Origin of the sequence: Pseudomonas sp. IT-196MI5, from assembly GCF_949767415.1 — a bacterium.
GTDB lineage: Bacteria > Pseudomonadota > Gammaproteobacteria > Pseudomonadales > Pseudomonadaceae > Aquipseudomonas.
Window position 1 is genome coordinate 118,893 of record NZ_CATKPZ010000084.1, and the last position, 24,566, is coordinate 143,458.

Genomic DNA, 24,566 nt, shown 5'->3' on the forward strand with positions numbered 1-24,566 from the left:
CAGAATAATAGCACTTAAAGAAAAAAGTGAGCGGCGATTGGGTCATTGGAAAGACACCATTCTCGTGACGCTGATTTCCTTTAGGAAGACATGCTAACTGCCATTATTCCAGCTGTTTTAAGTTTAAACAGCCAGAATAATTCCACGTTAGTGTTCTGATGAACGGCGTCAGGCTGGGGCTTTCCAGTTCAGCATGCGTTGTTGGGCGACTTTGAGCAGGTCGCAGCCGTCCTGGGTCAGCAGGTAGAGGGCGTGGGTGATGTGCGGGTTGACACAAGCATCATCTGTGACAGGGACTTTGCCCAAGAGCGCGAAACCGACTGCCTTCAGGTGGCAATAGTCGGCGTTAGGAACCCCGTTGATGACCTGAAAATCAGCGCTCGGGTGAGACCTCTTCTCCCTTGCTTGAGGGAGCACAATATCAAGCAAGCTTCTCAAAAAAAGCAGCCTGCTCAGGCTGCTTTTTTTGTTTGGATAATGGGTAACGTTGATAAACCAACCCGCCGTGCCGGTGTTTGTTCAGCGCCTTTTTGTCACAATTCATGAAGTTCCAAAGTACATACCCACGATCAACATGGATCACTAGCTTTCCTTAATACGGTTGTTACGTGCTGTGTCGAACGGCCGAAACGGCGCTATCGCGCTCTTATTTCAATGCGAAAACAAAAAGGCCCGCCCACGATTCCTCGCGGCGGGCCTTTTATTGTTTTTCAGTCGTGGCGGTCGGCCACAGGCGTTGGGTCGAATCGTAGCTGCGCCCTCAACGATGTGTCAATTTCATGAATCGTCTTTAAATAGGCAAAAAACGTCTAAAAAATTGCTTTACGCGGCAGGAATATTCAATCAGCGCAGCCTTCGAGACCACAGACTGCTACGGAATTGGATGAGTCCTGATCGGGCAGCGACTGGCTCAGCCACTGCGCAAATGCCTGGGGTTTGCCCAGCCATGGCCCGATATCGATCAGGGTGAATTGGTCATTGTGCTCAAGCGCCAGGGTCGGAAAGCCCTGTCCGCCGACCTTGGCCAAAAGAGCCCGGCTGTTCCTGATGTGGCCATCGGTGTCGGCCGCCCTGAAGGCGCTTTCGAAGGCCTGACGGTCCAGCCCCATACCATGGGCCAGTTCAAACAGTACCGACTCATCGGCGATGCGACGCCCCTCCACGTAGTGAGCACTTTGCAAACGTCCCAGGAGCTCCAGTCCGCGATCACCCATTTTCTCAGCAGCCAGCACTGCAGCGATGGGTGGCGCCGAGTCGAACACGGCGCTGTGATCACGCAGCAAACCTTCGAAATAGGCTTCACCGAACGGCTGCCCGCTGTATTCGGCGATACGCCGATCGTGGGGCATCACGTAATTGCGCAGTTGTGGCGAAACCTTTTGCCGATTGGCACCCGTCATCATGCCGCCGCCGTGGGCAATCACGGGCAGTACAGCCTGGGCGGCCTGCACCAGCGGTTTGGCACCGTAGCACCAGCCGCACAAGGGGTCGTAGATGTAGTGGAGGATCATGGCAAGGCTCCGGCAAAAATCGATGCCGGCAGATTAGTCCTGAGTTCATGACTGAAAAACACTGGAACGGCTTTCAGTCTGTTTCAGGAATCGGTCGAATGCTCCCCCAGGAACGAGCCGGGTGCCGCGTAGCCTGGGGGACCGTGACCTGAACATCGCAAAACTTGTAGGAGCTGGCTTGCCAGCGAAGAGGTTTGCACATTCAACATTGATGGTGCATGACCGATGGCCCTCGCTGGCAAGCCAGCTCCTACAGTCGTTCATACAAAACACGTGCAAAAAAAAGCGCTGCCATCCCGGCAGCGCTTTTTTTGATCAATCCGTTGTTGTTCTTCTTATCCTTCCATTACATCCCACAACGCATCCAGTTCCGCCTCGCTGAATAAACCAGCAGGGTAACGCTCGATCATTGTCCGGCGCGGATCAGTTTCGCTGATCTGACGCATTCCATTGGACTTGAACCAGTGCGCCAGGATCTGGAGCGATTCGCTGTTTACTGCCAGGGGATGCAACGCCTTGTCGCTCACTACGTTCACTTCGGCGTTCATTTCAGCGCTCTCTCCCGGTTTGTGAGCGGCTAACTTATCCAAGGTTTATGACAGAACATCGAAGTCCTCCCCACCCCGAGTACAACAGCAGAGATACAAGAGCTGTGCCAAGGTTTCTGAAGTGTGGCCAAGCGGATACAAAAAAGCCCGCAGGCCTGTAGGGCCGCGGGCTCCGTGCAACGCTGGTGGCTAATCGACAGCCTGAGGGATTTCGCAATCAACTCAAGCTGTTACGACCTCACTCACTCCTTGTGCGGTGCGGGTTGTTGCTGGGTAAGGCAGTGAATATTGCCGCCACCCAGTAACAGTTCGCGACCAGGCACCATCACCACTTCATGCTGTGGGAACAGGTTCTGCAAGATTTCTTTCGCCGGGCCATCCTGCGGGTCGTCAAAGCTCGGCGCGATGATGCCGCCGTTGACGATCAGGAAGTTCACGTAGGAACCGGCCAGACGAACAGTCGGGTTACGCTCCTGAGTACCGTCCACCGGATCGACACCGGCGCACTCTTGCTCGGTCGCAAACAGCGGACCCGGGATCGGCATTTTGTGCACCGTGAACGGGCGACCCTTGGCGTCGGTGCTGCTTTGCAGCACGTTCATCGCCGCCTGGCAGCGCGGGTAGTTAGGGTCCTGTGGGTCATCGGTCCAGGCCAACAGCACTTCACCCGGACGCACGTAGCAGCAGAAGTTATCCACATGGCCGTCGGTTTCGTCGTTGAACAAGCCATCCGGTAGCCAGATGATTTTATCCACAGCCAGGTTCGCACTCAGGACCGCTTCGATTTGCGCGCGACTCATGTGCGGGTTGCGATTGCGATTGAGCAGGCATTCTTCGGTGGTGATCAGGGTGCCTTCGCCGTCGACGTGAATCGAGCCGCCTTCCAGCACGAAGCCTTCGGTGCGGTAGCGCGGGCTGCGCTCGATCTCGAGGATCTTGCCGCCGACCTGCGAGTCACGGTTCCACGGCGAATACAGGCCGCCGTCGAAACCGCCCCACGAATTGAAGTCCCAGTTCACACCACGAACTTCGCCACTGTTGTTGATGACGAAGGTCGGGCCGGTGTCGCGGACCCAGGCATCGTCACTGGACATTTCCACTACACGAATATTCGGCATGTCCAGACGGGCACGGGCGTTTTCGTACTGGCCGGCGGAAACCGCCACGGTCACCGGTTCGAAACGCGAGATGGCCTTGGCCACTGCCACATGCGCGGCTTGCGCCGGTTTGCCACCCAGGCGCCAGTTGTCCGGGCGCTCGGGCCAGATCATCCAGGTCTGGGTTTGGGGGGCCCATTCGGCTGGCATGTAGAAGCCGTCGGCGCGAGGGGTGCTGTTCAACGTGGTCATGGCTCAGGACTCCGGAGTGGCATTGATGCCTGACAGAAATGGAAGCGCATTGGTACACGCCGTGGACTGCGTCACTTTATATCCGATAAATATCGGCTTTTAAAGCGTCTTAAATCCACCGTTACAAAAAAAACCGATTAAAAGCCGATATCAATCGAACCAAGACTACCACCCCTGTGGGAGCGAGCTTGCTCGCGATGAAGCCATTCCAGTCACAGACTTTTCGACTGAAAGACCGCTATCGCGAGCAAGCTCGCTCCCACAGATGTAGGTGTTTACAGGCCTTCTGCGAGCACCTTCGACAGCATGTCCACGAAGAAATCCACGCTCTGGCGCGAAGTGACCATCGGCGGCTTGATCTTGAGGATGTTCAGGTAGTCGCCGGTCGGCTGCATGAAAATCCCCAGCTCACGCAAGCGATCGCACAGTGCGGTGGTTTCTTCGGTGGCCGGCTCCAGGGTTTCGCGGTTGCGGATCAGTTCGACGCCCAGGTAGAAACCGGAACCGTGTACCGCGCCCACTAACGGATGAATATCGATCAACGCTTCGAGGCGCTTCTTGAAGTGCCCGCCAACGACCTGGGCGTTCTCCCAGAGTTTTTCTTCTTCCATCACATCCAGCACGGCCATGCCGACCTGGCAACTGACCGGGCTGCCGCCGGCGGACGAGAAGAAGTAACCCTCGGCCTCCAGCGCTTCGGCGATTTCCCGGCGGGTGATGACCGCGCCCAGTGGCTGGCCGTTACCCATGCCCTTGGCCATGGTAATGATGTCCGGTACCACGCCTTGCTCTTCGAAGCCCCAGAAGAAATCCCCCATGCGCCCGTAGCCGACCTGCACTTCGTCGGCGATGCACACGCCGCCCCGGGCGCGCACCATTGCATAAACCTGTTGCAGGTAACCCGGAGGCAGCGAGATGCCGCCGGCATTGCCATACACCGGCTCGCAAATGAAACCGGCCAATTGGCGATTCTGCTCGGCGATTTTCGCCAGGTTGTGTTCGACGCTGCGCACATAATCCGGCGCGCTGTCGGGGCCACGGAATTCGCCGCGATAGGTGTTTGGCGCCGTCACCGGGTGCACCCAGTCCGGGCGGCTGCTCAAGGCCTTGGGGTTGTCGGCGATCGAGGTCGACACCGAGTCGGCTCCCACCGTCCAGCCGTGGTAGGCCTCCAGCACGCTGAGCATGTCGCGGCCGCCGCTGTAGGCCCACGCCAGGCGAATCGCCAGGTCGTTGGCCTCGCTGCCGCTGTTGACCAGGAACACGCGGTCCATACCGTCAGGGGACAGCTTCAGCAAACGTTCGGAGAACTCGGCCACGGCCGCGTAGTTGAAGCGCGAGTTGGTGTTGAGCAACGACCACTGGCGGCTGGCGACGGCGGCCATGCGTGGATGGCCGTGGCCCAGCACCGCCACGTTGTTGAGCATGTCGAGGTAGGAGCGGCCCTGCATGTCGATCAGATGGTTGCGCCAGCCGCGCTCGATGCGCGGCGGGTCGACGTAATAATGTTTTTGCGTACGGGCGAAACTGGCGTCGCGCCGGGCCAGCAAGGTCGGTCCGTCGAGCTCGGCTTCGGCATCACAGGCCAGCCCCAGCAGTGCTGCCGGCGAAGGGCACAACGCTTGCCAGGCCGCCGCGCGCGAAGGTGCACAGAACAACGGCGCATCGATCGACGCGCCACGGCACAGTTGCACGATCAACGGCCCGTTGACCGAGCCCAGTACCTGGCCTTTGACCAGTGCCGCGCCGCTGTGTAGCGACGGCGTGACGCCCCAAAGCCGCACGCTCAATTGCGGGCCGTCCAGTTGCAGCACGCCCGCCGATGGGTGATGCACCACCCCGGCAAACGGTGCTTCGACCGCCGTGCCCTGAGGCACGCGCAATTCGACGTGCAACGGGCAAGTGTCCGGTTCAGCGGCGCTGTCCGGGCGGGTGTGGGACAGGCGGTATTGCCCGTAACGACTGGCCGCCAGGCCATGTGCCGCAGCGGCTTCATCCAGCAGGTGCTGATCGACGCCTTCCTGCTCCCAGTTCCCGGCCTCGAAATGCGGACTGAGCACACCCAGGTCGATCAGCGCGAACTCACGCCCCACCAGGGTCGGCAACAGCGGCGCGAAGCCTTCGCTGCCGATGCTGGGCAGGTTCTGGCCGACGGCGGTGAGGATCGCCGCTTCCATCAACGCCAACGGCACCGACGTGGCCACTCGGAAGATTTCCCATTCATGGACCAGGTTATCGCGGCTGTAGGCATTCCCCGGATCGATGCTGACCTGCTGTTCGCCGCTGAGCACCAACACCGCCGCGCGGGCGACGATCAGCGGCCACAGCGCCAGCAGTTCTTCGTGCTGCAACGGATTGACCGCGTGATACGCCTGTACCGCCGGCAAAATGCAGAACGGATCGCCCTCGCCATGATGCAGCAGCGCGGCGCAGGTCACCGACAGATCGGTAATGCGCCAGGTGCGCACCAGGTCACCGAAATCGATCACGCCTTGCAGCTGCCAATGGCGCTGCGCATCGCGCTGCCACACTACATTGTCATCGGTGATGTCCATGTGAATGGCCTGCACCGGCAGTCTGTCTTGCAGTGGCTGCAAATGCCGTTCGGCTTGCGCGGACGCTTCGACGATCAGTTTGCGTTGAGCCTCATCCTTGATCACCGGCAGCAAGTGCGCGATCAGGGCGTGCGCATGGCGAGCGTCCCATTGCAGGGTTCGCACCAGACCCGGATGGTCGAAATTCGCCAGGGCCAGGTCCATTTCACCGCACAGACGACCGAAGCCAGACACCACCGTCGGATTGAAATGACTGAGGCTCGTCAGTGGCTGGCCTTCGATGTAGTCGAGCAGGCGAACGTGCACGGCCTGGCCACCCACGTCCAGCGACAGCAGGTCTGCACCGTTTTTCGCCGCGATGACACGCGGGACATGCACATCGGGGTGCTCGCCCAGATGCTTGAGCCCGGCGTGTTGCGCCTGAAGCTCAAGTACCGAGTAGTCGCCACGGCAGATTTTCAGGACGAAACGCCCCCGCTCGCTATCGACGCGGTAGTTCAGGTCTTGCTGGCTGCCAAGGGCCTGCAACCTGCCGCTGACCCCGTAATGTTCCTCCAGCAGCTCTAGCGCTTGCTCCGCAGACACCTGCGGGCTGGGCAAACTGGCGCGATGAATCAACGTGGCGAGCGGCATACAACGACCCCTGAAGTTTTATTAGGCGCCTATATCGCCACTGCTTCGGGCGATACGCAACCCCCGGAAGCGGCATGGGATCATTTGTGGGAGCAAGCCCGCTCACACAGGTTTCGTTCTGGTACTCGCCTCGGTCGGCGCTTTGCGCAAGAATGGCGGCCATTCAACGCACACTGCTGGAGAGCCGCCATGAATGTAGTGACCACCGACCTGCCCGGTGTTCTGATCCTCGAACCCAAGGTCTTTGGTGACGAGCGTGGTTTCTTCTACGAGAGTTTCAACGCCCGGGCCTTCAAAGAGGCCACCGGACTGGACACTGAATTCGTTCAAGACAATCACTCCCGTTCGCAGAAGGGCGTGCTGCGCGGTCTGCATTACCAACTGGAAAATACCCAGGGAAAACTGGTTCGCGTCACGGTCGGTGAGGTGCTGGACGTGGCCGTAGACATCCGTCGCAGCTCACCGCACTTCGGTAAATGGGTCGCTGTGCGCCTGTCTGCCGACAACCATCGTCAGCTCTGGGTCCCGGAAGGTTTCGCCCACGGGTTCGTGGTATTGAGCGAGTTTGCCGAGTTCCTTTACAAAACCACCGACTACTACACGCCCTCCGCCGAGCGCAGCATTCGCTGGGACGACCCGGACCTGGCCATCGACTGGCAACTGCAGGGCACGCCGCAGCTGTCGGCGAAAGATCAGGCCGGCGTATTTTTCAAGGACGCCGACGTTTTTGCCTGAAAGACCGGCTGAAGCTCGCCTATCAAGATGCACCTGACCCAAGGCGGGCAAGCCTAGGCATAATGCGCCTGTACCCACAGGCGCATGCTGCTCATGAAACCGACTCTCCCTCCCAGACCCCGTTGGCGCAGCCTGGCCCTGCTGGCGCTGTGCCTTGCACCGTTGCTGTGGCCGCTGCAGCATCTCGCCGAGCGTTACTACCGCAGCGAGCTGGCCAGTCAGAATCGTCAGACCCTCGATCTCTACGTCGCCAACCTGCTGGGTACCCTGCATCGCTATGAAGTGTTGCCACAGATCCTCGGCGACCTGCCGGCCTTGCGCGCCGTGCTCGGTGCGCCGGACGATGGCGTCACCCAGGGCAACGCCAACCGCCTGCTGAAAAATATCGCCACCCAGACCGGCGCCGAGGTCATGTACCTGATGGACGCCAATGGCAAGACCCTGGCCGCCTCCAACTGGGACAAGCACGACAGTTTCGTCGGGCGCAATTTTTCCTTCCGGCCGTATTTCAGCGAAGCCATGGCCGGGCGGCTCGGGCGCTTTTTCGGCCTGGGCACCACCTCCGCCAAGCGCGGCTACTTCTTCGCCGCCGGCGTGCGTGATGGCGAAAAAATCGTCGGCGTACTGGTGGTCAAGGTCGACCTCGACCACACCGAAAGCCTCTGGGGCAATACCCCGGAGCAACTGCTGCTGACCGACCACAACGGCGTGGTCATTCTCACCTCGCGACCGGAGTGGCGATTCCGCTCGACCCGCCCGTTGAACGAGGAGGAAGGCAAAGCCATCACCGCGATTCAACCCTATCCAACCCGCGAGCCAAAACCGCTGAAACTCAATCCCAATGCCTGGCTGACCCAGACCCAGCAGATCGCCGAAACCGGCTGGGACGTCAGCATCCTCGCCCCGCGCACCTTGATCGACCGCCCGGTGCGCACGGTGGTGGCCATCGGTGGTGCAACGTTGCTGGTGTTGATGTTGCTGCTCGGCCTGATGATGCAGCGCCGCCGCCATTACCTCGAACGCATTGCTTTCGAAGCCAAGGCCCGGCGCGAGCTGGAAGGTCGGGTCGCCGAGCGCACCAGCGATCTCGAAGGCCTGAACCGGCGCCTGAAACAGGAAGTGCTGGAGCGCGAACAGGCTCAGCAGGAGCTGGTACGCGCCCAGGACGATCTGGTGCAGGCCGGCAAATTGTCGGCACTGGGCACCATGTCGGCGAGCATCAGTCACGAACTCAATCAGCCGCTGGCAGCGATTCGCAGCTACGCGGAAAACGCCGAGGTGCTGCTCGATCACCAGCGCACCGACGATGCCCGCGGCAACCTCAAGCTGATCAGCGAATTGACCGGCCGCATGGCCTCGATCATCGCCCACTTGCGCGCCTTTGCCCGGCGCGACCGGCATGCCCCGGAAAGCGTCGCCCTGCAACCGGCGCTGGACGATGCCCTGGCCTTGTTGGCCAAGCGTCGACGCAGCATGGAAGTCGAGCTGATCCGCGACTTGCCCGCCGCCACCCTGTGGGTCGAGGCTGGGGAAACCCGCCTGCGCCAGGTACTCGGCAATCTGCTGGCCAACGCCCTGGATGCCCTGACGGAAAAAGGCCCGCCACGTAAACTCTGGCTAAGTGCCCAATCCACGGCCGATGGCGTCAACCTGTACATTCGCGACAACGGCCCCGGCTTTTGCATGGAAGCCCTTGGGCGCGCCAGCGAGCCGTTCTACACCACCAAGACCCGAACCCAGGGCCTCGGTCTGGGTCTGGCGATTTGCGAAACCCTGATGCGCGCCTTCGGCGGTGAACTGTCGTTCGCCAATCACAAGGAGGGCGGCGCCCTGATTACCCTGAAGCTGCGCCCAGGCGCACCGGGCGTGAGCCTGCAACCGTCCGAGGACCGAAGTGCATGACCATCGACAACCGCATTCAGGTCGTGTTGATCGACGACGATCCCCACTTGCGCCAGGCCCTGAGCCAGACACTGGATCTGGCGGGCCTGAAAATCCTGCCGCTGGCCGAAGCCAAGGGCCTGGCCGCGCAACTGGAGCGCGACTGGCCGGGTGTGGTGGTCAGCGACATCCGCATGCCCGGCATGGACGGTCTCGAACTCCTGACCGAACTGCATGCCCAGGACCCTGAGCTACCGGTGCTGCTGATCACCGGCCACGGCGATGTGCCACTGGCGGTGCAAGCCATGCGCGCCGGGGCCTATGACTTTCTGGAAAAACCCTTCGCCAGCGACGCCCTGCTCGACAGCGTGCGCCGCGCATTGGCCCTGCGCCGGCTGGTGCTGGACAACCGTAGCCTGCGGTTGGCCTTGAGCGACCGCAATGAGCTGAGCGCCCGCCTGGTTGGCCACTCACCTTCGATGCTGCGCCTGCGCGAGCAGATCGGCGCCCTGGCGGCGACCAAGGCCGATGTGCTGATCCTCGGCGAAACCGGCGCTGGCAAAGAAGTCGTGGCCCGGGCGCTGCACGATTTATCAAGCCGTCGCAACGGTCCGTTCGTGGCGATCAACGCCGGTGCCCTGGCCGAATCAGTGGTCGAAAGCGAGCTGTTCGGCCACGAGCCCGGTGCCTTCACCGGTGCGCAGAAACGCCGCATCGGCAAGTTCGAATTCGCCAATGGCGGCACGTTGTTCCTCGATGAAATCGAAAGCATGAGCCTGGATGTGCAGGTCAAATTGCTGCGCTTGCTGCAAGAACGGGTAGTCGAACGCCTGGGCGGCAATCAACTGATCCCGCTGGACATCCGCATCATCGCCGCCACCAAGGAAGACCTGCGCCAGGCGGCGGATCAAGGACGTTTTCGTGCCGACCTGTATTACCGCCTGAATGTCGCGCCATTGCGGATTCCACCATTGCGCGAGCGGGGCGAAGATGCGCTGATGCTGTTCCAGCATTTCGCCGATGAAGCCAGTGCCCGCCACGGCTTGCCGCCCCATGAACTGCAACCGGGACAACGTGCCTTGCTGCTGCGCCACACCTGGCCGGGCAACGTGCGCGAGCTGCAAAATGCGGCCGAGCGTTTTGCCCTCGGACTGGAACTGGCCCTCGACGACAACACGCCGCAAGGCGGTGCTGGCAACAGGGTCGAAGTCGTCAGCGGCGGTTTGAGCGAGCAAGTGGAGAACTTCGAAAAAACCCTCATCGCTGCTGAACTGGCACGTTCGCACAGCTCCGTGCGCAGCGTCGCCGAAGCCCTCGGCATTCCGCGCAAGACCCTGCATGACAAACTGCGTAAACACGGTCTGAGTTTTGCCGACAGTGGCGCCTCGGCCCATCCTGACGACCTCGACTGAGCTACCGTCCAATCATCCACTTCAAGCAAGAGGCCCCCTGAATGAGCCGCGACAGTCGACAACTGGAATCAGTCCTCCATCACGACATTCCCCTCACCCGGGACATGGGCCTCAAAGTGCTCGACTGGCATGACCAGCAACTGCGCCTGCACTTGCCGCTGGAAGCCAACGTCAACCACAAGAGCACCATGTTCGGCGGCAGCCTGTATTGCGGCGCGGTCCTGGCCGGTTGGGGCTGGTTGCATTTGCGTCTCAAGGAAGAAGGCATTACCGACGGGCACATCGTGATTCAAGAAGGGCAGATCAGCTATCCGCTGCCGGTGACGGGCGATGCCAACGCCATTTGCCAGGCGCCGGATCCGGTGATCTGGAAGAAATTCCTGACCACCTTCCAGCGATACAGCCGAGCGCGGTTGACGCTGCATACGCGGGTCGTCAATGAAGGCCGTGATGAGGATGCGGTGAGGTTTATCGGGCAGTACGTGTTGCACCGGTAAATCAGGACCGCCGCAAAACCTGTGGGAGCGAGCTTGCTCGCGATGGGGCCGTCCAAGCCAACATTGTAGTTGCCTGACACACTGCCATCGCGAGCAAGCTCGCTCCCACAAGGATTTGCATCAACGCGTGAAAACGATCTTATGCGCGCGCCAATTCCAGCAGCTTCTCCCGCCAGGCCGCCTTCGCCGGCAACGCCAGAAAGAATGGGTTCAACAGCGACTCCCGCGCCGGATAGCTGAACGGCTCACCGCTCAACTCCAGCACCTCACCGCCCGCGCCTTCCAGCACACCTTGCGCTGCCGCCGTGTCCCACTGCGAAGTCGGTGCCAGGCGCGGATAGCAATCCGCCGCCCCTTCGGCCAGCAGGCAAAACTTCAGCGAGCTGCCGACATTGGCCAGTTGCAGCTCGCCAAGGCTGGCGCTCAACCCGGCCAGCAAACGCTCTTGCTCCGGGCTCGAATGGCGACGGCTGGCCACCACGGTGAACGACTCGCCGGGCGCTAATGCATCACGCACCTTGATCGCCACCGGCGTGCCACCTTTATCGCCGCGCCAGGCACCGAGGCCGGCGCCACCGACGTAAAAACGCCCGTTGGTCGGCATCGACACCACGCCGAACACCACTCGACCGTTTTCGATCAGGGCAATGTTGACGGTGAACTCTTCGCTGCCGCTGATGAACTCCTTGGTGCCATCCAGCGGATCAACCAGCCACCAGCGCTGCCATCCGGCCCGCACGCTTTGGGGGATGTTGGCGTCCTCTTCGGAGAGCACCGCAATGCTCGGGTCCAGTTTCGTCAGCCCGGCCAGAATCAGGTGGTGTGCGGCCAGGTCAGCAGCGGTCACCGGCGAATCATCAGCCTTCGCCGTGACGGCCGTGCCTGTGCGCCAGAACGGCAGGATCGCCTCACCGGCCTGCAAGGCCAGCTCGATGACCGGTGCCATCAACGGATGCGGAAAGTTCATGGCTGGAACGCTCCGCGCTGAGTCAACAGGTCTCGGGCCAGGTACAGCGCCGCCAAGGCTCGGCCTTCAGTAAATTGCGGGTTTTGCGCCAGCGCCGAGAGTTCACGCAGATTGATCTTGTCCACCCGCATCGGCTCGGGCTCGTCGCCTTCCAGACGCTCTTCGTAGAGGTCGGTGGCCAGCACCACCTGAATCTTCTGGCTCATGTAGCCGGGGGACAGCGACAGCTCGGTCAGGTGCTCCAGTTGCCGCGCACCGAAACCGGCCTCTTCCTTGAGCTCACGCTCGGCCGCCGCCAGCACGTCTTCACCCGGCTCGATCAATCCCTTGGGCAACGACATTTCATATTCATCGGTGCCACCGCAATACTCCTCGACCAGTACCGCATGCTCGGCATCGAGCATCGCCACGATCATCACCGCGCCGTACCCGGCACCCTTGCCGACCAGGCGTTCATAGGTGCGCTCCACGCCGTTGGAAAAGCGCAACTTCAGCTCTTCCACGCAGAATAATCGACTGGTGGCGACAATTTCGCGGGCGAGTATGGTGGGTTTCTGGCGCATGCAAAGCTCCTAGGCGTGAACGCGCTACTATAACGCGGCTTTCCCGATTGTTTACGCCAGAAATCTTTCTACTGCCCGAGACGTTGCCATGCCTTCATTACCCTGGTCCGACATCGATACCGTTCTGCTGGACATGGACGGCACGCTGCTGGACCTGCATTTCGACAACCACTTCTGGATGGAGCACCTGCCCCAGCGTTACGCCGAACTGCACGGGGTCAGCCGGGCCATGGCCAAGATGGAATTGCAGCCGTTGTTCGAGCGCAATGCCGGCCAGTTGCAGTGGTACTGCCTGGATTTCTGGAGCGCCGAACTGAAGCTGTCGGTGCGCGACCTGAAACTGGAAACCGCGCACCTGATCGCCCTGCGCCCGGATGCCGACACCTTTCTGGCGGCGATCAAACGGGCCGGCAAGCGCGTGGTGCTGATCACCAATGCCCATCGGGATGCGCTGTCGTTGAAGCTGGAAAAAGTCGAACTGGCGCCGTACTTCGAGCGCTTGATCAGCTCCCATGACTACGGCTTCCCCAAGGAAAACCCGCAGTTCTGGGATGCGTTGCAAGCCGACATCGATTTCGATCCGGCGCGCAGCCTGTTCATTGATGACACCTTGCCGATTTTGCGCAGTGCACGGGACTTTGGCGTGGCGCATTTGCTGGCGGTGCGTGAGCCAGACAGCCGCAAGGGGCCGAAGGATACGGCGGAGTTTGCGGCGGTCGGGGATTATCGGGATTTGATTGCTGGGCTTTGATACCGAGGCGCCTGCTTCGCGGGCAAGCCACGCTCCCACAGGATCTGCGTCGTTCGCATCCTTCGTGAACGGCTCAGATCCTGTGGGAGCGTGGCTTGCCCGCGATGGCCATCACGCGGTTTGACGACTTACTCAGGAATCCGCAACGACTGCCCCGGATAGATCTTGTCCGGGTGCGACAGCATTGGTTTGTTGGCCTCGAAGATTTTGTTGTACTTGTTGGCATCGCCGTACACACGCTTGGAAATCGCGCTGAGGGTGTCGCCCTTCACCACGGTGACAAACACTGCGGCAGCAACGACAGGCCCGGTCACGGTAATCTGATCATCCACACTGCCAACCCCGGCAATATTGCCCACGGCCAACAGGATCTTTTCCTTCTCTTCCTGGCTCGCCACTTCGCCCGTCACCGTGACCTTGTCACCCTCGACCGTCGCGTGCACATTCGGGTTGCCCAGGCCGACCTTGCCGATGTGTTCCTTCAACTGCTCACTGGCATTGGCGTTGCCTGGCGTCAGCAGATCCAGCAGCTTTTCGCCTGCCTCCTTCACAAAGCTCAAAAGACTCATGGTGCATCTCCTTGGGTTTGGGGTCCAGACGACAAAGCCTAGACCACGACCATCACTTGCGAATCCAGCCCGACCAATGACCCCGCTTGCGATAGAATCGGCCCCTTCCCGCGCCCAGGAGCGAAGATGGACATCAAGCAGCTGAAATTCCTCATCGCGCTCGACGAAACCCGCCATTTCGGTCAGGCCGCCGCGCGCTGTCACATTACTCAACCGACACTGTCGATGCGCCTGCGCAGCCTCGAAGAAGAACTCGACCTGCCGCTGGTCAATCGTGGTCAGCGCTTCGAAGGTTTTACGGCGCCGGGCGAGCGAGTGCTGGCCTGGGCGCGCACGGTGCTGGCGGCGTACGACGGCTTGTACGCCGAGGCGGCCGCCTGTCGCGGCAATCTGGTCGGTACGTTGCGTCTGGGCGTGGTGCCGCTGTCGAGTTTTGATCCGCTGCCGCTGCTGCAACGCCTGCACGGGGAGCACCCGAACCTGCGCTTCGAGCTTTCGGCGCTGAGTTCGGAGCAAATACTCGAACAACTGGCGAACAATCGCCTGGACCTCGGTGTTTCCTACCTGGAGCGCCTGGACACCGAACATTTCGACTCCCTGGCCTTCAGCGAAACCCGCATGGGTCTGCTCTACGACCAACGCTTTTTCAGCTTTGGCGAGGCGCCGCTGAGTTGGGAATCATTGATCGAACTGCCACTGGGCATGCTCTCCAGCGGCATGCATTTTCGCCAATCCATCGACCACAACTTCCACAGCCGCGGGCTCACCCCGCAGCCGCTGTTGCAAACGGATGCCGTGCATCAACTTTTACAAACTGTGCACGGTGGCTTGTGCTGCGCTGTGATGCCGTTGGACGGAGGTCTGGAAGAGCTGACCGATCATCTGCGCCTGCAACCGATCGAAAACGCCCAGACCGTAGGCCGGCTGGGGCTGATCATGCGTCGTAGCGCGCCACGCTCGGCCTTGGCGGAGGCCTGTTTCGCGATTTATCGACAATCGTTGCCCAGTGCTTGATCGACAGTATCTATCGGTACATCAGTACTAACGATTAGACGTGACAAGTTGTCACGCCTAGTCTTAAAGCTGATCAAACCGTCGGTGATGCCATGAACACCAAGCGCCCAGCCTGCGCGGCGCCTGCCCTCGAAACGCCCGCGCCCGCCGCCAGCCAGACGTACAGCTACAGCAACCTTGAAGACACGGAGTCGACCAGCACCGCGCTGGCCGAGGAGGTCGCGCTGGCGATTGCCTACAACGGCATCAGCCAGGCCGTCATGTTGGTGACACCCACGGACCTCGAAGACTTCATTGTCGGTTTCAGCCTGGGCAGCGGGATCATCGAGGACGCCACTGATATTTATGACCTGCAACTGACCGGCTCTGGTTCGGCGCAATACGCGCAAGTGACCATCGCCAACCGCGCCTTCTGGAACCTCAAGCAGCAGCGTCGGCAACTGGCCGGCACCAGCGGTTGCGGGCTGTGCGGCGTGGAAGCCGTAGAGCAGGCACTGCCCGAGCTCCAGGTGTTGCCCGGCGCACCCTTGCCGCCTGCCGAATGGCTCGACGGCCTGCGCCAGCGCATCGGCGCGTTCCAGCCCCTTGGCCAGCACAGTGGTGCGGTACATGCCGCGGTGTTCATGAATGATCAGGGCGAGTTGCTGCTGGGTCGCGAAGACATCGGCCGGCACAACGCCCTCGACAAACTGATCGGCGGATTGATCCGTCAAAAGATCCCGACTGCTGGCGGGCTGGCGATTGTCACCAGCCGCTGCAGTCTCGAATTGATCCAGAAAGTCTTGCGCGCCGGCATCCAGACCCTGGTCAGCCTGTCGTCGCCCACGGGCCTTGCCGTGCAATGGGCCCGTCGCCACAACCTCAACCTTATCCATCTGCCACAGAAGAATGCACCGCGGGTCTACAGCCCAACGTTGGAGAAACAAGCGTGAGTCAACACCGTCAAGCCGACCAGACACCTGTCCCTCGCTACAAGCCCTACAAAGGCCCGGCCGGTGGTTGGGGCGCACTGATCAGCGTCGCCCAGGCCTGGTTGACCAGCGACAACGCGCTGAAAAACCTGCGCATGATGCTCAAGACCAACAAGAACGGCGGCTTCGACTGCCCTGGTTGCGCCTGGGGTGATTCCAAGGAAGGCGGCATGGTGATGTTCTGCGAGAACGGCGCCAAAGCAGTGAACTGGGAAGCGACCAAGCGCCGGGTCGATGCAAAGTTCTTCGCCAAACACAGCGTCACTGCGCTGCTGGAGCAAAGCGACTACTGGCTCGAGTATCAGGGCCGCCTGACCGAGCCGATGAGCTACGACGCCGAAACCGACCGCTACAAGCCGATCAGCTGGGACGACGCGTTCGCGCTGATCGCCAAACACCTGAACGGCTTGTCGAGCCCGGATCAGGCCGAGTTCTACACCTCGGGTCGGGCCAGCAATGAAGCGGCCTTTCTCTATCAGCTGTTTGTGCGCGCCTATGGCACCAACAACTTCCCTGACTGCTCGAACATGTGTCACGAGGCCAGCGGTGTCGCGTTGTCGCAAAGCATCGGTGTCGGCAAAGGCACTGTGACCTTCGACGATTTCGAGCACGCCGACGCGATTTTCGTCTGGGGCCAGAACCCTGGCACCAACCACCCACGGATGCTCGAGCCGTTGCGCGAAGCGGTGAAGCGCGGCGCTCAGGTGGTGTGTATCAATCCGCTCAAGGAGCGTGGCCTGGAACGTTTTCAGCATCCGCAGCACGCGATCGAAATGCTCACCAACGGCGACAGGCCAACCAACACCGCATTCTTCCGCCCGGCCCTGGGCGGCGACATGGCGATCATGCGCGGTATGGCGAAATTCCTCCTGCTGTGGGAACGCGATGCGCAGAAAACCGGCGCCCCGGCAGTGTTCGACCACGACTTCCTCAATGAACACTGCGTCAATGTGCTGGAGTACCTGGCGGTCATCGACGACACCTCGTGGGAGCAAATCGTCGAGCAGTCGGGCCTGACGCTGATAGAAATCGAACAAGCGGCGCGTATGTACGCCAAGGGCAAGAACGTCATCATGTGCTGGGCCATGGGCATCACCCAGCACCGGCATTCGGTGGCGACCATCCAGGAAATCGCCAACCTGATGCTGCTGCGCGGCAACATCGGCCGGCCCGGTGCCGGTCTATGTCCGGTGCGGGGTCACAGCAACGTGCAGGGCGACCGCACCATGGGCATCAACGAGTGTCCGCCAGTGGCGTTCCTCGATGCCTTGGAGCGTCGCTTCCAGTTCAAGGTGCCGCGCCACAACGGCCACAATGTGGTCGAGGCGATTCATGCGATGGCTGAAGGCCGGGCGAAAGTCTTTATCGGTCTGGGTGGCAATTTCGCCCAAGCGACGCCGGACAGCCCACGCACGTTCCAGGCCCTGCAGAACTGCGACCTGACCGTGCAGATCAGCACCAAGCTCAACCGCAGCCATTTGATCCACGGCAAGGACGCGCTGATCCTGCCGTGCCTGGGCCGCACCGACATCGATATCCAGACCGAAGGCCCGCAAGCGGTGACGGTGGAAGATTCATTCAGCATGGTCCACGCCTCCAATGGTCAACTGCAGCCGCTGTCGAACCAGATGCGTTCGGAACCGGCGATCCTGGCCGGCATCGCCGCCGCGACCCTGGGCAGCCACCCGGTGGACTGGAACTGGCTGGTGGCCGATTACCGTCGTATCCGTGACCTGATTGCCGAGACCATTCCAGACTTCAAGGACTTCAACGAGAAGGTCAGGAATCCGGGCGGTTTCTACCTGGGCAGCAGTGCCGGTGCGCGCAAGTGGAACACTGCATCGGGCCGGGCCAATTTCAAGCCAAGCATCCTGCCCGGGGATCTGGTGCACGAACGCACCCGCGCCACCGGAGTGCTGCCGGATCTGATCATGCAATCGATGCGTTCCCACGATCAGTACAACACCACGATCTATGGACTCAACGACCGTTATCGCGGCGTGAAGGGACAGCGCGACGTGTTGTTCGTCAACGAAGCCGACATCATCCGCCTGGGCTTCAAGCCGGGGCAGAAGGCGGACATCGTTTCGCTCTGGGACGATGGTGTTGAACGTCGGGTGAAAGGCTTCACGCTGCTGGCGTTTGATATCCCGGCCGGGCAGGCGGCGGCCTACTATCCGGAAGTGAACCCGTTGGTGCCGCTGGAAAGCACCGGCGATGGCAGCCATACGCCGACGTCGAAGTTTGTGGCGATCCAGTTGAAAGCGGCGAGTGAGACCGGGTTGATCATGGCCAGGTCTGCGTAATGTGTTGTCTGAACTGGCCCCATCGCGAGCAAGCTCGCTCCCACAGGGATTTCAGTCGAACGCAGATTTTGTGAACAACAGAAAAACCTGTGGGAGCGAGCTTGCTCGCGATGGGGCCAGACCAATCACCAAAAACTCCGGACCCTGCGCTTTCCTTTCGCCCACAAAAAAGGCCGTTCTCTCACGAAAACGGCCTTTGCGAAGTAGTAAAAGACCGGCAAAAAAACGTTAAGTTCCGCCCGAAAAACAGTAACTTGCAATATTGTATACAGGTCGTGTTATTCGTCGGATTTCGATTGTCACGCCCATTCCAGAGCCTCAGGATCGCGCCGTCATCCCCTTGAGGTTCCTCCATGAAGTTCTCCTCCATTCTCTTGTTGTCCCTTGGCCTGGTCAGCGGTATCGCGTCTGCTGGCGGTACCACCGAAGCCGGTGTAGGCGGCGCATTGGGCGGGGTTCTAGGCTCGGTCGTCGGTCAGTCGTTAGGCGGCAGTACAGGTTCCACCATCGGCGCAGCCCTGGGTGGCGCGGGTGGTAGCGCCGTCGGCGCAAACAAACACAGCCGTGGCGAAGCAGCCCTTGGCGGTGCGTTGGGCGCAGCAGGCGGTAACGTGGTCGGCCGCAGCATGGGCGGCACCACCGGCAGTCTGATCGGTGCCGCAGCAGGCGGCGGTGCCGGTGGCGCGCTGGGTAACCACATGGGCAAAGATTACGATGATGAAGACGGCGGTGGTCGTTCGTATCGCGACCATGACGATCGTCGTTACTACCGTGACGACCATCCGGGCCGCGGCCATGCCTATGGCCATCGCAAGCACCACCACAGGTATTACCGCGACTAAGGCCTCGAGCGCCTCGCTGGTGAGCACAACAAAAATCGCAGCCCAAGGGCTGCGATTTTTTTTGCCTTACTGAACCACCAGACGCTCCAGCGCCCCGCGCAACCCTGCCGGAATCGCCACGGGTTGATTCGACGCACGATCGACAAACACATGCACGAAGCGCCCCGCCGCACAGGCTTCATCTTCCCCTTGCTTGAACACGGCCAGCTCGTATTGCACCGAACTGTTGCCCAGCTTGCCCACCCGCAGACCGATCTCGATGCGGTCCGGGAAGGCAATGGAAGCAAAGTAATCACAGGCCGAACTCACCACGAATCCCACCACCTCGCCGGCATGGATATCCAGGCCGCCGGATTCGATCAGGTAGGTGTTCACCGCCGTATCGAAGAAGCTGTAATAGGTAACGTTGTTGACGTGACCGTAGGCGTCGTTGTCGTGCCAGCGGGTGGTGATGGGTTGGAAGTGCGGGTAGTCGGTGCGTTGGATTGCCGGGTTGGACATCAGTGTCAGTTCCTGGAGTGAGTCCTGCAGTCTAAGGTGAAACCGCGTTATCGTTCTTCGCGAGCAGGCTCGCTCCCACATTATTTGATCTTCGGTGAACACAGATTTTGTGTATGACCGATATCCAATGTGGGAGCGAGCCTGCTCGCGAAGGCGCCCTCACAGGCGCAACATCAATCACTTGTCAGCAAAGCCCTTGCCAGCCGCCGCCAGCTCACCAATCAACCGCGCCGGTTGCCACTGATCGCCCTGACGCGTCTCAAGGTCGATCAAGCGCCGGTGAATGTCCGCCAGTCCCTGCTGATCCGCCCAGGCCATCGGCCCGCCCTTGTCCGCCGGGAATCCGTAACCATTGAGGTAGACCAGATCGATGTCGTGAGCCGATCCGGCAATGCCTTCCTGCAGGATCTTCGCGCCTTCATTGACCAGTGCCAGCAAGCAGCGCTCGAGAATTTCTTCCGGGCCGACTTCGCGGCGATGGAACCCCAACCCTTCGCTGACTTCCAGCACCAGCGCATCCACCTGTGGATCGTGTTCGGCCTGGCGACTGCCCGGCTCATAGTGGTAATAGCCATTGCCACTCTTCTGGCCAAAGCGCTCCATTTCGCACAGTCGGTTATCCACCTGAACCTCTGGAGCGTCCTGCCCGACACCGGACAGTTGCCGGGCGCGCCACTGCAGGTCGACACCCACCACGTCGAACATGCGGAACGGCCCCATGGCGAAACCGAACCCTTGCAGCGCTGCGTCCACCTGGTAGGGATAAGCGCCTTCCAGCAGCATTTTTCGCGCTTCGAGCACGTAGGTATTGAGCATGCGGTTGCCAATGAAGCCGTCGCAATTGCCCGCCACCACACTGACCTTGCCCATGCGCTGGCCGAGCGCCAGTGCTGCGTCGAGAACGGCCGGTGCAGTCTGTGCGCCACGGACGATTTCCAGCAGCTTCATGATGTGCGCCGGACTGAAAAAGTGCAGGCCCAGGACCTGCTGCGGGCGCCCCGTAACCGCAGCAATGGCGTCGATGTCCAGCGCCGAAGTATTGCTCGCCAGAATCGCTTCGGGTTTGAGCAGGCCATCGAGCGCGCGGAAAATTTTCTGCTTGAGCTCAAGGTTTTCGTACACCGCTTCGATGACCAGGTCGACATCGCGGATGGCCGTATAACCATCCGCCGCCGTAACGCGCGCCACACGGGCATCGGCTTCGCTCTGGTCAATGCGGCCCTGGCGCACGTTGCGGGCATAGGTGTCCGCCACGGTGGCCAGCGCCTGCTCCAGCATCTGCGGGTTATTGTCGAGCCACTGCACGGCCACTCCGGCGTTGGCCAGGCACATGACAATGCCACGGCCCATGGTGCCCGCGCCGATGACGGCGGAGCGCTGAATATCCAACGGTGTCCGGCTCATGTTTTGTTCTCTTGTTGGCGATCCGAAGACAGCCATCACCATAGTCAGGCACCGCGATTTTTTGAAATTTATTCCTGTGATGAGCAACATTCAGCGGATGGATGTGCCCCTGCCAGGCACTGAGATCCTTGTAGGAGCGAGCCTGCTCGCGATGGCGGTATGTCAGTCACCATCACTGTTGAATGTTCCGGCCTCATCGCGAGCAGGCTCGCTCCCCCATTGACCGTGTTTCAGCCTGCCAGATGTTGCTCGGCCCACTCCCGCACCCCGGCATACGGATAATCTTCCAGCGCCGCAAACCCGGGAATCGACCGCGCCTTGAGCTTGGTGAACAGCGGCACGCTGATCCCGCACAGAAACCGTGTTACGCGTTCAGCCGAGGGCACGTTGCCCGTGTGCTGCTTGTGCCTGTGGATAAAATCGCCACACAGCACCTCGAAATTTTTATCCACAAGCGCTGGCAACACCGGTGGTGCGGGCAACCGCGCCACTTGCCCGTGACACACCGAACAATGCCCGCATTGCTGCGGTGCATTGTGGTCACCGAAATACTCGGCCAGGCGATAACCCAGGCAACGGTCGGTGGCGAACAGATCCAGCATCGCGTGAATCCGCGCGACTTCGGTGCGCTCATGCCGAGTGAAATAGCCGTGCAGTTCCTCGCTCAGCGCGACGTTGTCGAACCCGCTTTGCAGCACGCTGTAGACCTCGGTCATCTGCTTGCTTTCGAGCTCCACCCAGCCCTTCTCCTGGAAGTAATCCAGCGCCTTGACCACCCGACTGCGCTCGGCCTGGTGCTGCTCGTACAACGCCTCGAAATTCACCGTGGCCCAGGTCCGGGCGCGGCTGGAAGTCTGGATGATCGCAGCGACAAAATCCCTGCGCTCGCCTTCGAAACGCGCCAATAGCGCCTCGGGCTCCAGCAAATATTTGAAGCGGTACTCGGCGTAGTATGCGTAACGCGGGGCGATCAACCCGCGCAACTCGAGTTGCACCAGCAAGGTCTTGAGCGGCAACTGGCGAATATTGCTCTGATCGGCCAACGGTCCCAGCAGAAACTCCCACTGGCCTTCGGGTGCGGCGGCATGCATCTCGTCAAGCACGCAACGGATACCATCCAGCTCGGGCGTGTCGCCGTAGACGAAATTCTCCAGCACGTTGAGGCTGTCGCGGTTGGCCAACACCAGGCAGTCCGACGGCTGCCCGTCACGCCCGGCGCGGCCGATTTCCTGGCTGTAGTTTTCGATGGATTTTGGCAGGTCGAAATGCACCACGTTGCGGATGTCACTCTTGTCGATGCCCATGCCAAAAGCGATGGTGGCGACGATGCAATTGGACTGCCCGCCCATGAAGCGACGCTGGATCGCTTCCCGTTGCTCATGGGGCAACCCGGCGTGATAAGCCTCGGCCTGAATGCCGTTGCGGTTCAGGTGTTCGGCGATGTGCTCGGCGGTTTTTTGCAAGGTGACATAGACGATGCCCGGCTGGTCCGGACGCTGGCTCATCCACTCGACCAGGCGCCTGCGCTTGTCCGCTCCGCGAACCGGCTCCACCAGCAAATTCAGGTTCGGGCGATAGAAACCGGTGGTCACCACGTCGGCGGCGGCGATGGCGAATTTCGCCTGCATGTCGGCGATGACCTTGGGCGTCGCCGTTGCGGTCAGCAGCAGCACCTGCGGGATGTTGAACTGGCGTTGATAATCGGGAAGCTTGAGGTAGTCCGGGCGAAAGTTATGACCCCATTCGGAAATGCAATGTGCCTCGTCCACCACCAACAGCGAGATCGGTACTTGCTGCAAAAAATGCCGGAAGCGCTCGTTCTTCAGGCGCTCCACGGAGATCATCAAAATCTTCAGCTCGCCGGATTTAGCCCGAGCCATGACGTCGCTGGCGTCGTCGCGGCTCTGGGCCGAATCGATACTGCCCGCCGAGATACCGTGGCGTTGCAGGAACGCCAGCTGATCCTGCATCAACGCCAGCAACGGCGAGACCACCAGCGTCAGGTGCGGCAGCAACAGCGCCGGCAATTGGTAGCAAAGGGATTTGCCGGAACCGGTGGGGAAAATCGCCGCCGCCGAACGCCCGGCCAGCACGGCACTGACGGCCGTCTCCTGACCGGGTCGAAATTGTGGATAACCGAAAACCTGTTCCAGGGTGTTGTGCATAAGCTGTCACTCCGTTGACCACTGCAGAGCCAAAAGACTAGTCGGCGATCGCAGCGAATCGAGAAAAGGTCGGGGCATAAACGATACGGGATGATACAGCCTCAACGCAGCCCTGCTGGCGCCACAGATTGAAACACACAGAGCACTTTGCCACCTGACGCCCCGTCTCCCCCCACAGGTATGGTTCACCCCCACACCCGTAACGCTGCGCGAAGTCTTCATGACAACAGGAGGTCTGATGTGCGCGGCCCCTGCCGAAGGACCGACCATGTTTCAACGAATTGTTTTTCCATTTGCTCTGTTACTGCCAGTGCCGCTGCTGCTCAGTGGATGTCTGACCACGCCCGAAAAGCCCGGAATCAAACCAGACACATTCGAAACGGCCGAGTATCACGCTCAAAAGGGGTTGGCGGTCGTCCAGGCATCAAGCCTGTACGCACGTGGCGGCACCGGCCAAGGCGTCCCCGTCGCATTGATTGACTCAGGCCTGAACGCCGAACTGCCAGAATTTCAAGGCAGGGTCCGCGACCCGGGCTTTGACTATGTCGAGAATCGTCCCGGCACCCATGATCGCGTTGGCCACGGCACTCAAATGGCCGGCATTCTGGCCGCCAACAAAGACGACCGGGGTATGCACGGCGTTGCGTTCAACGCTCAACTGATCCCCTACCGTTTCGGTGACGACAACGAACCCTTCTTCTTCGACAGTGAAATTTCCCGCTCCTGGCAAGCCGGGTTCGATCTCGGTGCGCGCATATTCAACAACTCGTGGGCCAATGCCATTCCAGCAACGGAAATCACCGAGGCACGTTACAAACAGATCATGCCCGAGTCGCTGACGAGCGCGCGAAAACTGGTTCAGCAAGGCGCGGTATTTGTGTTTCCGACCGGTAATGAACTCAAACGAGAGCCGCTTGCAGAGCCGGGTTTACCCCTTGCCATCCCTGAGTTGGAAAAGGGCTGGATCGCCGTCGTTGCATTGAAAAACGACGGCAGTGCCATCAATGGCAAATCTAATTATTGTGGTGTCGCAGCAGGCTGGTGCATCGCTGTCCCTGGTGGGGACTCAGGCGCAGACCAGGGATTGCTGACCACTGGCAAGGACGGCAAATACGTCCAGACTGCCGGTACGTCCCCCGCCGCCGCATTGGTCAGTGGCGCGTTGGCGGCAGTCCAGAGCCTGTACCCCGAAATGAGTGCACAGCAAGTGCGCAACCACTTGCTTGAAACCGCAAACCGGACCGGCCTCTACGCCAACAGTGAAGCCTACGGCCGAGGATTGCTCGACCTTGATGCGGCGTCGCGACGTCCTCCCGCACCGGCAGTCGATTGAGTCCGGCCCATCGAGCACCCTACATATCTTTCTGCGCAGCTTTGTAGGAATCATCTCCT

General features: G+C 60.7%; 21 protein-coding genes. 10 read left to right on the plus strand and 11 right to left on the minus strand.

Features of this window, described 5'->3' with window-relative positions; all coding sequences use genetic code 11:
- Positions 1-168: 168 nt before the first annotated feature.
- The 5 genes from ACM6IK_RS28690 to ACM6IK_RS28710 form a co-directional block, all read right to left on the minus strand.
- Positions 169-306: a hypothetical protein gene (locus ACM6IK_RS28690; protein ID WP_414877038.1), complete on the minus strand. Its 138-nt coding sequence runs from the start codon at positions 304-306 to the stop codon at positions 169-171.
- Between the two features lie 533 nt (positions 307-839).
- Entirely contained in the window at positions 840-1,511 is a 672-nt protein-coding gene (locus ACM6IK_RS28695) for a DsbA family protein (protein WP_414876983.1), read from the minus strand.
- A 335-nt stretch (positions 1,512-1,846) separates the two neighbouring features.
- The gene (locus ACM6IK_RS28700) at positions 1,847-2,059 is read right to left on the minus strand and encodes a hypothetical protein (protein WP_007972820.1); all 213 of its coding nucleotides are present in this window, start codon (positions 2,057-2,059) and stop codon (positions 1,847-1,849) included.
- 242 nt (positions 2,060-2,301) lie between these two features.
- Positions 2,302-3,408, minus strand: a complete 1,107-nt coding sequence (aguA, locus tag ACM6IK_RS28705; RefSeq protein ID WP_414876984.1) for an agmatine deiminase — start codon at positions 3,406-3,408, stop codon at positions 2,302-2,304.
- Positions 3,409-3,683: 275 nt separating this feature from the next.
- On the minus strand, positions 3,684-6,596 hold the full coding sequence (locus ACM6IK_RS28710) for an aminotransferase (protein WP_414876985.1): 2,913 nt from the start codon (positions 6,594-6,596) through the stop codon (positions 3,684-3,686).
- A gap of 189 nt (positions 6,597-6,785) precedes the next feature.
- Here ACM6IK_RS28710 and rfbC point away from each other — a divergent pair, with 189 nt between their 5' ends.
- The 4 genes from rfbC (at position 6,786) to ACM6IK_RS28730 (ending at position 11,121) form a co-directional block, all read left to right on the plus strand.
- Complete coding sequence (rfbC, locus tag ACM6IK_RS28715) at positions 6,786-7,331, plus strand: dTDP-4-dehydrorhamnose 3,5-epimerase (protein WP_090452547.1); 546 nt, start codon at positions 6,786-6,788, stop codon at positions 7,329-7,331.
- 93 nt (positions 7,332-7,424) lie between these two features.
- On the plus strand, positions 7,425-9,233 hold the full coding sequence (locus tag ACM6IK_RS28720) for a sensor histidine kinase (protein WP_414876986.1): 1,809 nt from the start codon (positions 7,425-7,427) through the stop codon (positions 9,231-9,233).
- Complete coding sequence (locus ACM6IK_RS28725) at positions 9,230-10,624, plus strand: sigma-54-dependent transcriptional regulator (RefSeq protein ID WP_414876987.1); 1,395 nt, start codon at positions 9,230-9,232, stop codon at positions 10,622-10,624. Before ACM6IK_RS28720 ends, ACM6IK_RS28725 begins: the two co-directional genes overlap by 4 nt.
- A 41-nt stretch (positions 10,625-10,665) precedes the next feature.
- Positions 10,666-11,121: a YiiD C-terminal domain-containing protein gene (locus tag ACM6IK_RS28730; RefSeq protein ID WP_108216144.1), complete on the plus strand. Its 456-nt coding sequence runs from the start codon at positions 10,666-10,668 to the stop codon at positions 11,119-11,121.
- A 139-nt stretch (positions 11,122-11,260) separates the two neighbouring features.
- Here ACM6IK_RS28730 and cysQ read toward each other — a convergent pair whose 3' ends face one another.
- Positions 11,261-12,088 carry a 3'(2'),5'-bisphosphate nucleotidase CysQ gene (cysQ, locus tag ACM6IK_RS28735; RefSeq protein WP_414876988.1) on the minus strand — a complete coding sequence of 276 codons (828 nt, stop codon included), beginning with the start codon at positions 12,086-12,088 and terminating at the stop codon, positions 11,261-11,263.
- Positions 12,085-12,651 (minus strand): ADP compounds hydrolase NudE, encoded by a 567-nt coding sequence (nudE, locus tag ACM6IK_RS28740; RefSeq protein ID WP_108216146.1) that lies wholly within the window; start codon positions 12,649-12,651, stop codon positions 12,085-12,087. The genes cysQ and nudE overlap by 4 nt, the downstream gene beginning before the upstream one ends.
- Before the next feature lie 88 nt (positions 12,652-12,739).
- On the opposite strand from nudE, the gene yrfG reads away from it, so the two are divergent.
- On the plus strand, positions 12,740-13,402 hold the full coding sequence (gene yrfG, locus ACM6IK_RS28745; RefSeq protein WP_414876989.1) for a GMP/IMP nucleotidase: 663 nt from the start codon (positions 12,740-12,742) through the stop codon (positions 13,400-13,402).
- 128 nt (positions 13,403-13,530) lie between these two features.
- Here the strand turns inward: yrfG and lysM are convergent, their stop codons facing one another.
- Complete coding sequence (lysM, locus tag ACM6IK_RS28750) at positions 13,531-13,971, minus strand: peptidoglycan-binding protein LysM (RefSeq protein WP_223544595.1); 441 nt, start codon at positions 13,969-13,971, stop codon at positions 13,531-13,533.
- A 126-nt stretch (positions 13,972-14,097) separates the two neighbouring features.
- Between lysM and ACM6IK_RS28755 the strand changes: the two genes are divergently transcribed.
- The 4 genes from ACM6IK_RS28755 to ACM6IK_RS28770 all read left to right on the plus strand — a co-directional run bounded on the left by ACM6IK_RS28755 (position 14,098) and on the right by ACM6IK_RS28770 (position 19,104).
- Entirely contained in the window at positions 14,098-14,985 is an 888-nt protein-coding gene (locus ACM6IK_RS28755) for a LysR family transcriptional regulator (protein ID WP_414876990.1), read from the plus strand.
- A 92-nt stretch (positions 14,986-15,077) separates the two neighbouring features.
- Complete coding sequence (gene fdhD / locus ACM6IK_RS28760; protein WP_218429609.1) at positions 15,078-15,917, plus strand: formate dehydrogenase accessory sulfurtransferase FdhD; 840 nt, start codon at positions 15,078-15,080, stop codon at positions 15,915-15,917.
- Positions 15,914-18,262, plus strand: a complete 2,349-nt coding sequence (locus ACM6IK_RS28765) for an FdhF/YdeP family oxidoreductase (protein WP_414876991.1) — start codon at positions 15,914-15,916, stop codon at positions 18,260-18,262. Before fdhD ends, ACM6IK_RS28765 begins: the two co-directional genes overlap by 4 nt.
- Positions 18,263-18,615: 353 nt before the next feature.
- Positions 18,616-19,104 (plus strand): glycine zipper domain-containing protein, encoded by a 489-nt coding sequence (locus ACM6IK_RS28770; protein WP_218429611.1) that lies wholly within the window; start codon positions 18,616-18,618, stop codon positions 19,102-19,104.
- Between the two features lie 66 nt (positions 19,105-19,170).
- Here ACM6IK_RS28770 and ACM6IK_RS28775 read toward each other — a convergent pair whose 3' ends face one another.
- The 3 genes from ACM6IK_RS28775 to ACM6IK_RS28785 all read right to left on the minus strand — a co-directional run bounded on the left by ACM6IK_RS28775 (position 19,171) and on the right by ACM6IK_RS28785 (position 23,174).
- A complete protein-coding gene (locus ACM6IK_RS28775; RefSeq protein WP_414876992.1) occupies positions 19,171-19,605 on the minus strand; it encodes an acyl-CoA thioesterase in 435 nt (144 codons plus the stop codon).
- Positions 19,606-19,782: 177 nt separating this feature from the next.
- Entirely contained in the window at positions 19,783-21,009 is a 1,227-nt protein-coding gene (locus ACM6IK_RS28780) for a 3-hydroxyacyl-CoA dehydrogenase NAD-binding domain-containing protein (RefSeq protein WP_414876993.1), read from the minus strand.
- 230 nt (positions 21,010-21,239) lie between these two features.
- The gene (locus tag ACM6IK_RS28785; protein WP_414876994.1) at positions 21,240-23,174 is read right to left on the minus strand and encodes an ATP-dependent DNA helicase RecQ; all 1,935 of its coding nucleotides are present in this window, start codon (positions 23,172-23,174) and stop codon (positions 21,240-21,242) included.
- Positions 23,175-23,442: 268 nt separating this feature from the next.
- Here ACM6IK_RS28785 and ACM6IK_RS28790 point away from each other — a divergent pair, with 268 nt between their 5' ends.
- A complete protein-coding gene (locus ACM6IK_RS28790) occupies positions 23,443-24,507 on the plus strand; it encodes a S8 family peptidase (protein ID WP_414876995.1) in 1,065 nt (354 codons plus the stop codon).
- Positions 24,508-24,566 lie beyond the last annotated feature (59 nt).

Bases quoted from the DNA above. Each gene is read 5' to 3' on its own strand.
- ACM6IK_RS28695 (WP_414876983.1), bottom strand. From the start codon at position 1,511: ATGATCCTCCACTACATCTACGACCCCTTGTGCGGCTGGTGCTACGGT.
- ACM6IK_RS28700 (WP_007972820.1), bottom strand. From the start codon at position 2,059: ATGAACGCCGAAGTGAACGTAGTGAGCGACAAGGCGTTGCATCCCCTG.
- aguA (WP_414876984.1), bottom strand. From the start codon at position 3,408: ATGACCACGTTGAACAGCACCCCTCGCGCCGACGGCTTCTACATGCCA.
- ACM6IK_RS28710 (WP_414876985.1), bottom strand. From the start codon at position 6,596: ATGCCGCTCGCCACGTTGATTCATCGCGCCAGTTTGCCCAGCCCGCAG.
- rfbC (WP_090452547.1), top strand. From the start codon at position 6,786: ATGAATGTAGTGACCACCGACCTGCCCGGTGTTCTGATCCTCGAACCC.
- ACM6IK_RS28720 (WP_414876986.1), top strand. From the start codon at position 7,425: ATGAAACCGACTCTCCCTCCCAGACCCCGTTGGCGCAGCCTGGCCCTG.
- ACM6IK_RS28725 (WP_414876987.1), top strand. From the start codon at position 9,230: ATGACCATCGACAACCGCATTCAGGTCGTGTTGATCGACGACGATCCC.
- ACM6IK_RS28730 (WP_108216144.1), top strand. From the start codon at position 10,666: ATGAGCCGCGACAGTCGACAACTGGAATCAGTCCTCCATCACGACATT.
- cysQ (WP_414876988.1), bottom strand. From the start codon at position 12,088: ATGAACTTTCCGCATCCGTTGATGGCACCGGTCATCGAGCTGGCCTTG.
- nudE (WP_108216146.1), bottom strand. From the start codon at position 12,651: ATGCGCCAGAAACCCACCATACTCGCCCGCGAAATTGTCGCCACCAGT.
- yrfG (WP_414876989.1), top strand. From the start codon at position 12,740: ATGCCTTCATTACCCTGGTCCGACATCGATACCGTTCTGCTGGACATG.
- lysM (WP_223544595.1), bottom strand. From the start codon at position 13,971: ATGAGTCTTTTGAGCTTTGTGAAGGAGGCAGGCGAAAAGCTGCTGGAT.
- ACM6IK_RS28755 (WP_414876990.1), top strand. From the start codon at position 14,098: ATGGACATCAAGCAGCTGAAATTCCTCATCGCGCTCGACGAAACCCGC.
- fdhD (WP_218429609.1), top strand. From the start codon at position 15,078: ATGAACACCAAGCGCCCAGCCTGCGCGGCGCCTGCCCTCGAAACGCCC.
- ACM6IK_RS28770 (WP_218429611.1), top strand. From the start codon at position 18,616: ATGAAGTTCTCCTCCATTCTCTTGTTGTCCCTTGGCCTGGTCAGCGGT.
- ACM6IK_RS28775 (WP_414876992.1), bottom strand. From the start codon at position 19,605: ATGTCCAACCCGGCAATCCAACGCACCGACTACCCGCACTTCCAACCC.
- ACM6IK_RS28780 (WP_414876993.1), bottom strand. From the start codon at position 21,009: ATGAGCCGGACACCGTTGGATATTCAGCGCTCCGCCGTCATCGGCGCG.
- ACM6IK_RS28785 (WP_414876994.1), bottom strand. From the start codon at position 23,174: ATGCACAACACCCTGGAACAGGTTTTCGGTTATCCACAATTTCGACCC.
- ACM6IK_RS28790 (WP_414876995.1), top strand. From the start codon at position 23,443: ATGTTTCAACGAATTGTTTTTCCATTTGCTCTGTTACTGCCAGTGCCG.